This window comes from Paenibacillus sp. LHD-38 (assembly GCF_031157315.1).
Taxonomy (GTDB): Bacteria; Bacillota; Bacilli; order Paenibacillales; family Paenibacillaceae; genus Pristimantibacillus.
In genome coordinates, this window is sequence record NZ_JAVIFU010000101.1 from 1 (window position 1) to 7084 (window position 7084).

The window sequence follows — 7084 nt, forward strand, 5'->3', positions numbered from 1 at the left end:
CCATCACCGATATCAGTGGGGACTAAAAAAGATGACTCCTGTTCAGTACAGGAATCATCTACTAAGTGCAGCTTAACACTCTTTTTTTCAAAGTGTCCTTGACTAAGGGGCCAGTTTACCTGTTCAATACAGGAATCGTCTTTTTTTTGGTTTCCTTATTGTTCTAACCTACTTTTATTTTGGCTATGTTAATCCTTAATGTTGATTTTTCCTTAAAAGCAAACCACCCTATTGAGTGCGGTGAATTAAACCATCAATAATCGCTGCTCTTGTTATTTTCACAAAGCTCTTCAGCTATTTGTTGAACACGTTTGATTGTCATTCCATTACGTAATTCTACCGCCAGCGGGTGGTCTGTTGGCTTGAGTTCAATGTATGGTCTAATTCCGTCTACTCTGTGGTGAACCTTTGCCTTTAAGTTTAACGTATCAGGATAACAAGGTAGAGCAGTAGAAAACCATCCAAGCATAGGCTCTAATAATTCTGGTTGGTTCCAATGCTCTTTTACTTTCTTATAATTTGCTTCACTTAACGAAACCCAAACGCCCCAAATGAATTCTTCATTTGTACCGATTATTGGAATTTCAACACAACCTCGAATGAAGTAGTGTTCATTGTCCATAATGCATAAGTCTTCACTCAGCTCAAACCTATGTTCTAGTTCTTCGGGTGGGGCAACTTCGTAATAAACTGGAGCTAAGTTTCCATAACTGATTGGAAGTTCATCGTGGTATTCTCCACAGCAACTACAAGTGTATCCCTTGATATTATTCATTCAGTTCCTCCAATAGTTACAAAATGTTTTAGTCGTAATTTACAGCCATACTCAGCGAGAAAAGGTTATACAACAAAGCTTGTTATTTGTTTCGGTTACGGTAAACAGGCAAGAGTTGACTAACATACTTTCGACACAGTATTCTCATATTCCTTGCTAGCTTAATAGTGGAACCAAGCCAGATAATACAGTAAATACTTTGTTGCAATACCATTAAAACTGTATATCCATTTTTTCAAGCGGCTATGGTGGCTGTTAACATTTTGTATGTGGTACACGCCTTTCACACGTTGTTTCCCGTCGGACTTGAAACGGTAATGAGCTAACCCTTTTGAATTCGCGTACGAACTGAATGCCCTCCACGAAACGGTACAAACTATTTTTGATTTAGATAAATGACCACCAAGCGCTTCATCCAATTTCGAGTGGGTCTCAGCAGATAATATAGATGATGATAACATGGATGAAGGCATTATATTGGTGGAATAGTCTGAGTAAGAACATAGGACAAAGCTGTTATATATATAAAAGGAACGAGCACACTGTACTCGTTCCTTTGGATTTTTCAATATTCTTAAGCGCCTTAGTCCAAGCTGTCTTGTTGATTCGTAATGACTCCGAACGTAGAGGCTTTAATATAGGGGCTACCCTGTAAAACATTCAATTGCTCAGCTGTCCCGGTTACGATGGCACCGATAATTTTGATATCGCTTTTTTCTAATGTTTTATTATCCCCTATCAAAGACTCGTATGCCTGCTCCGCGTCCCATTTAAAGCTTTTGCTATTTTTGCGCAGCAGCTCGATGCTCGAAATAAAAGAATCCATTCCGCCAAAAGGCTCAAATTGCTCGGAGTGAAAGCCGTATACGAATACGGATTCAGCATGAACCGTCTGTTGTCCTTGTTTCATAAACGCTAAATTTTCATCAGTGTAGGCATCAACCCACCACCAGACAACTTGCACACTAGGAGGGAGCTTGCTTTTGATCTCTTCGAGAGAATAGGCTTGATCAAAAGATAACCCTAGCTCCACCAAAGTCGCTTTTTCCAATTTGTTCAGCTCGTTAACGCTGTTTTTATAGGTAGCATACGGTATTTCAGGGTGATAAAAAAACAACTCCCTGTCACCGGTATAGGAATTAAATCGATAAAATTGACTCGATTCAGCCAGCGATTCGGATTTATTGACTGAGATTGGCCCGAACGAACCGTATTTCCTCGAAGAGGAACCAAACAAGTTGTATTTTCTTTCAACCGGTTCCCATATATAAGGCCGCTTCCCAATTAACTTGTAGGTTTTAGTTTCTATTTCACCGCCGAACCAATTGGAGTTATAGGTTTGATTGCTAATATGAACATTAGGTCCGCTGATTTCATTAAAAGCAACGATTTCATTCATTGTTTTCTGTGCATGATAGTGTGACCATTGCCTAAAACCGTACCATAATAAAATCATAATAATTGGCGTTACTACAACCACAATAGCGATTGTTCTTAATGTCGACATTAGCTTTGCTTTTTTTAATAGTTGTTTAGTCTGTTTATCATCAAATGAAAAGCTATCCAGATCCGTGTCCATCATCAAATTCCTCCTTAAAGTTTTTTATGAATTTTTCCTTTGCTCGTCCTACATGGGTTTTCAGTGTATTCTCATTCATATTTAATAACGAAGAGATATTTTTGTAGGATAATTCTAGTTCGTATTTCAGAATCAACAATTCTTGCTGCATCGTAGAAAGCGATTCAAGCGTATCCCGCACACTCTTTGCGTTTTCTTTTTTCAGGAGTTGAATTTCGGGAAGGTTAGTCAAAGATACAAGAGGGATATCTTCAACATCGGTTGTTGAACGATGCTTTTCTTTTCTCTTAAGATCGTAAAATTGATTGGCAGCCACGCGAAATAACCAATTCATGACTATATCTGATCGAATGCCATCTTTGTGCAATAAAAATTTGTAGCAGGTGTCTTGTACGATATCTTCAGCATCCTCATGGGAAAGGCCGCGTTTTCTCAGGTATCTATATAAGAGGGTACCTACCTGTTGAAGAAATTCGTTCATTGTTTGTTTCGCCATGTCTGCCTCCTTACCTGATACAACGGATCACCCTGCAAAAAGTTTACAGTGGATGCAAAATAAATAGAAGAGAACATCGATTTCAGCATACAATGGTATGAAAAAAAAAGAACGCAAGGCGGTCCCCTGAGTCCGTTATTATCGAATATCGTACTCGACGAGCTAGACAAAGAATTAGAGCAACGTGGACACCGCTTCGTTCGCTACGCGGACGATTGTAACATTTACGTGAAAACCCAAAGAGCAGGCGAACGAGTCAAGGCATCTGTCACCAAATTCATCGAGAAAAGACTAAAGTTAAAGGTAAACCAAGCGAAGAGCGCAGTAGACCGCCCATGGAAGCGAAAGTTTCTTGGATTTAGCTTTAGTGTGAACAAAGAGCCGAAGGTGAGGATTGCGAAACAGTCCTTACAAAAAGCAGAGACTAGGATTCGAGAGATAACCTCTCGAAGAAAGCCGATGAAGATGGAAGAGCGAATAAAGGAACTGAACCAATTCCTGATAGGATGGAGCGGTTATTTCTCGCTTGCGGATACGCCAAGTGTATTTCTGAACATGGATAAATGGATCCGAAGAAGATTAAGAATGTGTCTTTGGAAGCAATGGAAAATCAAAGTAAAAAGGCTTATATCCTTAGGCATGCCCAAGGAAAAAGCCTTTGAATGGGGATTTACCCGAAAAGGGTACTGGCGAATTGCAGGAAGTCCGATTTTGAACCGAGCATTGGATAATCGCTATTGGGAATCCAATGGATTGAAGAGCTTAGCGGACAGATATAACGCATTACGGAATATTTCATGAACCGCCGTATACCGAACGGTATGTACGGTGGTGTGAGAGGTCGGGAGCTAGACGCTCCCTCCTACTCGATTTAATACTTCAGCTTCAGTAAATTACGTTCCGTAATAAATGTCGTCGTGTTGAAAAGCATCAAAACCTCTTGAATTCCGTTCTCTTCCATATATTCGCTGATGCTGCCATTATAGTAGCGGATGTCGATGACATGGATATCCTGCACATGCTGTGTCAGGAAAGGAAGAAAGCTGTGCGCGTAGGAGTCTTTAATGACGAGCAGCTTGTCCAGCTCTATTTTGTCCGAAGGAAGCTCGCTATGAAGGGTCATAAGCGCGTGTACGCCGCCGAGAAAATACGAATATTTATCTTTTTTGGCCAGGTAGCTCGTATCATACATGCTCGGCACCGTTTTGTCCGTATCAGCAATATACATATCTGTTTTAATGCCGCTTTTGTCCTTGTAGGCTTGAATGGAATCGGGCTTTAAACCGCTGAACTGGCTGCGTGTATGATAGCTGCCTAGAAACGAGTCGGTGACCGTCTCAATATTGAAGTCCTTCTCGGCAACGGGAGTCCAGCCCATATGTCCCGCATACGCCGCATAAGCAAGGTAAGCGCCGTAGGTGGTCCAGTGGTGATCCGTTTTGTAATAGATGGGCTTGTCGCCGCCGGCTGCGTCACTTAGGAAATCAAAGCCGTCCATGAAGGACATGCTGCCTTGCACCTGCCGGCCAATAAAATCGTTGACCTCCGTTTGCGGATAAGCTTCAGCCAGCCATGGCAAACGCTCGGGATACATGCCGATAGAGGTCGGAGCCAACATGAAGGTGATGCTCGCATCCGGATGGTTTTGCGCATATTTCTTCACTGCGGCCGCATATTCCTTGATTTCCGTATAGTTTGGTTTGCTCAGCTTCTCGAATAAATAGCCGTCTGAGCCTTTATAGATGCCGTTATTTTCTTGCTGCAGCCGAAGCTGCTCAAGCACGGATTTTGTCCAAACCCAATTTGTCCGGAAAGGGAAATGATCGGTCACATAACTTTCCGATTCATCGGAAAAGGTCTTGGACCAAAGGTTTTCCCAAGTAAGCTTGGGAGCTTTCTGAAGCGTGCGGTTCTCCATGTCCGAGAATGCTTGAACAGGCAGAATGAAAAATAATAAGGACATGGCGAACAATAGGCTGACGAAGCCCCAGACATAAGCGCGATCCGTCTTCTTGTTCAAAGCTGCGAGCCTCCCTTTTCGTTAAAAACGGAAATATAGAAACGGGTTAAATGTTGCATCGACTAAATAAGCGACCGACATGAGGAAGAGGGCGGCATGCCAGCCGAGCCGAATACCCGGTCCAATGCCGCGTATTTCCTTGCGCCTTGGCATGGAAGCGAGTACTAGTAGTACAAGGAGAATAGCATTCGTGTATAACAAATATAACGATTCGTTGTTCCATAACGGCTGATGGTTCGCGCCGAACAACGCAGCAAAATAAGCGCCTATTTCCGATAAGTCCTCAAAGGCAAAGAACACCCAGCCGATTAAAATAAGAAGCAGCGCATAAACATGCCTAACCCATGCAGGCATTCGCTGCAAGAGCTTCAAGCCGAACCATTTCTCCAAGACAAGCACGACGCCGAAATACAAACCCCAAAGCAGGAAATTCCAGCTTGCTCCATGCCATATGCCTGTAAGCAGCCACACGATCATAATGTTGCGAATCTGCTTCCACGGGCCCTTCCGGTTGCCTCCTAGCGGGATGTATACATAATCCCTAAACCAAGTGCTGAGCGAGATATGCCAGCGCCGCCAGAAGTCGGTAATGCTTTGCGCTGTATAGGGCCGATTAAAGTTTTCGTTGAACCGGAAGCCAAACATCATACCGAGGCCAATCGCCATATCCGAATACCCGCTGAAATCAAAATAAATTTGAAAGGCAAAGGCGATAATGCCGAGCCATGCGGTCAAGACGGGCAGCGTGTCTGTGCCCGCACTTGAAACGGTATTCCAAAGCAGCCCGATATTGTTGGCAAGCAGCACTTTTTTGGCCAAGCCGATAATGAACCGTCTTACGCCTTCGGCGAACAGCTGTATGTCGACGGTACGATGGCGCAGCTGCTCGGCAATGGTCGAGTATTGAACGATAGGACCTGCAACCAGCTGCGGAAACAAAGCGACGAAGGTGCCGAAATCGAGCCAATTGCGTTGTGCTTTTGCCGTTCCTCTATATACGTCAATGATATAAGACATCGATTGAAACGTATAAAACGATATGCCGATTGGCAGTGCCAGCTCGGTTAACGGGATTTGCGTACCCAGCAATGCGTTCACGTTTTGAATGAGAAAATCAGCGTATTTAAAATAACCCAGCAGGGCTAAATTTACGATGACGGAGGCGACGACAATCCATTTCCGCTGCGAGCTGCTTCGCTTCGGATTGCTTAGAAGCAGTCCGAAGCTGTAGTCCGTAACCGTGGAGAGCAGCATGATCGCAATGTACACGGGCTCGCCCCATGCATAGAAAATGAGGCTTGTTGCGAATAAAACGAGGTTTTTAATTCGCCACGGGGATACAAAGTAAAGCAGCAGCACAGCAGGCAGAAATAGAAATAGAAAGAGTAGACTGCTGAATACCATACTCGTTATTTTTGCTCGAAGAAAGTATCGAATTCACTTACAAATTTATCGGCTTTTTCGGAAATGACAAAAAAGATATAGTTGCCTTTCGTCACTAGCTTATAGTTTTTGGCAATTTCGTATTGATCCTGCAGATAGGTTTCGAACGTTTTTTGAACGTCGCCGGCACGCTTCTTAATGCCGTCTTCAACTGCTGCGATATCCTTGGCATCCTTTACTTTGAAAACAGCAATTTCATTCGTTTTGATATTCATCATCGGTGACATAATCGTATATTGTTCAAGCAGAGCAGCGTCGATGTAGTACATTTGCTTAACCATATCGCCGGTCATTTCGATTAATGCCGGCTGCTCGATTTTGGCCAGCATGCCGTCAACCATTTCTTTGGTCGTTTTTGTCGTAACGGCCTGTTCCTTTTTATTAGCGGATGTATTGTTGTTAGCGCCGTTATTCGAGTTTGCGCCGGAGCAAGCAGTCAGCACCAATCCCAGCGCGATAACGAGCATAAAAGCAAAATAATTTTTTTTCATCACATTCAATCTCCTCGGTGTCATATTTTTTTGTTTTTCAAAAGGTAAAAACGGAAATGAATCCGTTAATGTTGCAGTTGAAAATATTATGGAAATAAATAACGTGAGCATTTTATCTATTTCCATTGATTAAGCGCTTACTTTCGCCGTATATTATTTAGTAACTCAAACTTCGCAGAGCGAAAATAAGCTTAAACCCTTGATATATCACGCTGCTCGAAGATAATTATTCATCTCTTGCAAAATAGAAAACACCACTTCAGTTTGGTATAGTGATTGT

Annotated in this window: 6 protein-coding genes and 2 pseudogenes; 1 reads left to right on the forward strand and 7 read right to left on the reverse strand. The window is 42.8% G+C overall.

Annotated features, from left to right (window positions below; genetic code table 11):
• Nucleotides 1-253 precede the first annotated feature (253 nt).
• The 4 genes and pseudogenes from RCO25_RS34035 to RCO25_RS34050 all read right to left on the reverse strand — a co-directional run bounded on the left by RCO25_RS34035 (nucleotide 254) and on the right by RCO25_RS34050 (nucleotide 2850).
• Complete coding sequence (locus tag RCO25_RS34035; RefSeq protein WP_309000477.1) at nucleotides 254-775, reverse strand: DUF2199 domain-containing protein; 522 nt, start codon at nucleotides 773-775, stop codon at nucleotides 254-256.
• Nucleotides 776-826: 51 nt separating this feature from the next.
• Nucleotides 827-1200, reverse strand: a pseudogene (locus RCO25_RS34040) (IS1595 family transposase); the annotation flags it as partial.
• 158 nt (nucleotides 1201-1358) lie between these two features.
• The gene (locus RCO25_RS34045) at nucleotides 1359-2357 is read right to left on the reverse strand and encodes an anti sigma factor C-terminal domain-containing protein (RefSeq protein WP_309000478.1); all 999 of its coding nucleotides are present in this window, start codon (nucleotides 2355-2357) and stop codon (nucleotides 1359-1361) included.
• Nucleotides 2335-2850, reverse strand: coding sequence for an RNA polymerase sigma factor (locus RCO25_RS34050; RefSeq protein WP_309000479.1), 516 nt, complete (start codon nucleotides 2848-2850; stop codon nucleotides 2335-2337). The genes RCO25_RS34045 and RCO25_RS34050 overlap by 23 nt, the downstream gene beginning before the upstream one ends.
• Nucleotides 2851-2964: 114 nt before the next feature.
• Between RCO25_RS34050 and RCO25_RS34055 the strand changes: the two are divergent.
• Nucleotides 2965-3651 (forward strand): annotated as a pseudogene (locus tag RCO25_RS34055) (group II intron maturase-specific domain-containing protein); the annotation flags it as partial.
• 70 nt (nucleotides 3652-3721) lie between these two features.
• On the opposite strand, the gene RCO25_RS34060 reads toward RCO25_RS34055, so the two are convergent.
• The 3 genes from RCO25_RS34060 to RCO25_RS34070 are packed head-to-tail and all read right to left on the reverse strand — an operon-like array spanning nucleotide 3722 to nucleotide 6804.
• Nucleotides 3722-4870, reverse strand: a complete 1149-nt coding sequence (locus RCO25_RS34060; RefSeq protein WP_309000480.1) for a DHHW family protein — start codon at nucleotides 4868-4870, stop codon at nucleotides 3722-3724.
• A gap of 21 nt (nucleotides 4871-4891) precedes the next feature.
• Complete coding sequence (locus RCO25_RS34065; protein WP_309000481.1) at nucleotides 4892-6274, reverse strand: MBOAT family O-acyltransferase; 1383 nt, start codon at nucleotides 6272-6274, stop codon at nucleotides 4892-4894.
• Between the two features lie 5 nt (nucleotides 6275-6279).
• Nucleotides 6280-6804 carry a DUF4358 domain-containing protein gene (locus RCO25_RS34070; RefSeq protein WP_309000482.1) on the reverse strand — a complete coding sequence of 175 codons (525 nt, stop codon included), beginning with the start codon at nucleotides 6802-6804 and terminating at the stop codon, nucleotides 6280-6282.
• Nucleotides 6805-7084 lie beyond the last annotated feature (280 nt).

What these genes read in the sequence shown, in the direction of transcription:
- RCO25_RS34035 (WP_309000477.1), bottom strand. Translation starts at nt 775, where the DNA reads ATGAATAATATCAAGGGATACACTTGTAGTTGCTGTGGAGAATACCAC.
- RCO25_RS34045 (WP_309000478.1), bottom strand. Translation starts at nt 2,357, where the DNA reads ATGATGGACACGGATCTGGATAGCTTTTCATTTGATGATAAACAGACT.
- RCO25_RS34050 (WP_309000479.1), bottom strand. Translation starts at nt 2,850, where the DNA reads ATGGCGAAACAAACAATGAACGAATTTCTTCAACAGGTAGGTACCCTC.
- RCO25_RS34065 (WP_309000481.1), bottom strand. Translation starts at nt 6,274, where the DNA reads ATGGTATTCAGCAGTCTACTCTTTCTATTTCTATTTCTGCCTGCTGTG.
- RCO25_RS34070 (WP_309000482.1), bottom strand. Translation starts at nt 6,804, where the DNA reads ATGAAAAAAAATTATTTTGCTTTTATGCTCGTTATCGCGCTGGGATTG.